Annotated in this window: 3 protein-coding genes; 2 read left to right on the plus strand and 1 reads right to left on the minus strand. The window is 73.1% G+C overall.

The window, feature by feature from the left end:
* Positions 1-230 (minus strand): TetR family transcriptional regulator (locus J1C73_RS21220; protein WP_207317810.1); only part of this gene is annotated, 230 nt, incomplete at its 3' end.
* Positions 231-690: 460 nt separating this feature from the next.
* Between J1C73_RS21220 and J1C73_RS21225 the strand changes: the two genes are divergently transcribed.
* Both J1C73_RS21225 and J1C73_RS35085 read left to right on the plus strand, forming a co-directional pair.
* Entirely contained in the window at positions 691-2,058 is a 1,368-nt protein-coding gene (locus J1C73_RS21225) for a cytochrome P450 (RefSeq protein ID WP_207317809.1), read from the plus strand.
* 334 nt (positions 2,059-2,392) lie between these two features.
* A complete protein-coding gene (locus J1C73_RS35085) occupies positions 2,393-2,557 on the plus strand; it encodes a hypothetical protein (RefSeq protein ID WP_242644495.1) in 165 nt (54 codons plus the stop codon).
* The last annotated feature ends 55 nt before the right edge of the window (positions 2,558-2,612 follow it).

Here is a 2,612-nt window from a genome sequence, read left to right on the forward strand (position 1 = left end):
GCTCGCCCGGCCAGTGCGGCGGCGCCCCTGTCGGCGAGCTCCTCCAGGGCGAGCAGGGCGATTCTGGTCTTGAGGTCGTGGGAGTTCTTCAGATGCGAGTACAGGCTCGCGACCTTGACATCGAACCGCCGGGCGAGCGCCGAGACGGTCACCTGGTCGAAGCCGACCTCGTCGGCCAGCTCCGCTCCGGCCCGGGCCAGGCGTTCAGCGGTCAGCCCTGCGCGCACCATGATCTCCCCTTCGTCAGGCATTACCCATTATGCAGTTACCTAATAGCTTTAGGCAAATGGGTAGACCGCCACGGAGGTCCCCGGAGGCTACAGGCGCCCACAGGCCTCAGAGATCCCGGAGGCCGGTGCGCCGGCCGCTGTCCGGCATGGCGGCAACCGGTCTCCGGCTGCTGGTGCACCTCAGGGCGGGCGAGACCCCGGAGCGGACCCGCGTCGAAACTGCCGGCGGAACTCGTCGTCCGGGAGAGCGCCGCACCGCCGCCCCGCATCGCCCGGCCCGGCGCGGACACCCGCACCCCGCAGCTCCGCCCGGCCACCTCGTGCACCGCGCCCGTCGCGGCTACTCTCGACAACTCACGTACTCCGCAAGGCCGGTGACAGGATTCATGGTCAGCGGAACCGCCGGGGGCGTGTCGCCGCGCGCCGACCCGGGTGCGCCACCAGGGAGCGGAGACCTCTCATGTCCACGGAGACCGGTCCGGCCGTCGGCGCCGAGCCGCGAGGCCACCGGATCGCGCCTGGCCCGAAGGGGCTGCCCTTCCTCGGGAACATGCCGCAGTTCGCCCGGAACCCCCTCGCCTTCTTCGAGCGGCTGCGCGGCCACGGAGACCTGGTCCAGTGGCGTTTCGGGCCCAACTCCTGCGTATTCGTGTCCGATCCGGAGTGCATCGGCGAACTGCTCACCGAGACGGAACGCTCCTTCGACCAGCCGGCCCTCGGCATCGCGTTCCGTACCGTGATGGGCAACGGCGTGGTGGTGGCGCGCGGGACCGAGTGGCGGCGCAAGCGCTCGCTGGTGCAGCCCTCCGTGCGGCCGAAGCAGGTGCGGTCGTACGCGGCGACCATGGCGGGCAGCACGGTGGAGCTGGCGGACACCTGGTCGGGCGGTGAACGCATCGACATCAAGCGGGAGATGGCGGCACTGACCCAGCGGATCGCCGTCCGCACGATCTTCGGCGTCGACACACCGGCCGACGCCGAGGCGATGGGCCGGGCCATGGACGTGGCCCAGGCGGAGATCGGCAAGGAGTTCGCGGGGATCGGCGCACTGCTGCCGGACTGGGTGCCGACACCTGGACGGGCCAGGATCAGGAAGGCCGCCGCGGTCATCGACGCCGAGGTGGGCCGGGTCGTCGCCCGGCACCGCGACGGAGGGGACGAGCGCCCGGACCTGCTCAGCCGGCTGCTCACCGCCGTGGACGAGACGGGCGCGCACCTCACGGACGAGGAGATCCGCGACGAGACGGTCACGCTGCACATCGGCGGCCACGAGACGACGAGTTCGACCCTGGTGTGGGCCTGGTACCTGCTCTCCCGCAACGCCGGGGCGCGCGCGGCACTGCACGAGGAACTGGACCGGGTGCTCGGGGACCGGGAGCCGGGGTTCGACGACTACGCGCGGCTGGTGTACGCCCAGGCGGTGGTCAAGGAGACGCTGCGGCTGTACCCGACGATCTGGCTGGTCACCGGGGTCGCGAAGGAGGGGGCGCGGATCGGCGGCGTCGCGATGCCGGAGGGCACCAGGGTGTGGAGCAGCCAGTGGGTCACGCACCGCGACGAGCGGTGGTTCCCGGAGCCGGAGGCGTTCCGCCCGGAGCGCTGGGACGCGGACGCGGGCGACGAGATCGCGGAGTACGCGTGGTTCCCGTTCGGCGGCGGCCCACGGGTGTGCCTGGGGACGCGGTTCGCGATGGTCGAGGCGGTGCTGATCCTGGCGGTGCTCGCGCGCCGGTTCGAGCTGGAGGTGGATCCGGGCACGGTCGGCCCCGTGCCGACGCTGACGTTGCAGCCGGACCGCGAGGTGCTGGCCACGGTGCGGGCGCGGTAGCGGGTGCGGCGGGCCGGCTGACGACAGGCATTGAAGCGGCTATATCCGATCTGTCGCCCGGAACTGGCATACCGTTCAGAATGTCCCTGTCGGCCGTACCGGCCGCCGGGCCCTCCGGCCACGAGCGCAGGCTGTCGATCCAAGGGGAGAAACATCATGCGTCTGTCCTTCGCCCTCACCTCCGCCCTCACCGCGACGGCCGCCGTGGCCCTGACGGCCACGGGCGCGTCCGCCGCCCCGGGCGGGCCGCCCCAGCCGGTACGGCGGCCCGCCCGGGCGTCTGCCAGNNGCCGCCGTGCGCACGGCGGCGCCGGGTACCACCGAGGGGCATGTCGTGCGCACCCTGTCCGTGGCGGCGGACCCCTCGCACCACGGCGTCACGTTCGGCGCCGCGGCGGTGGGCATGGACCGCGGAATCCGGGTGTGGGAGCCGGTCTCCACCCTGTGGCACCCCTCGCGGGCCGCGGCAGACCGGGCGCTGGCCGACGCGACACGCTGAGCGCCGGGAGGTGCGGGTGCGGTGCGGGGGCGGCCACCCCCGCACCGGCCACCCC

The organism is Streptomyces laculatispora (assembly GCF_017353455.1).
In the GTDB taxonomy this organism is placed as follows: domain Bacteria; phylum Actinomycetota; class Actinomycetes; order Streptomycetales; family Streptomycetaceae; genus Streptomyces; species Streptomyces laculatispora.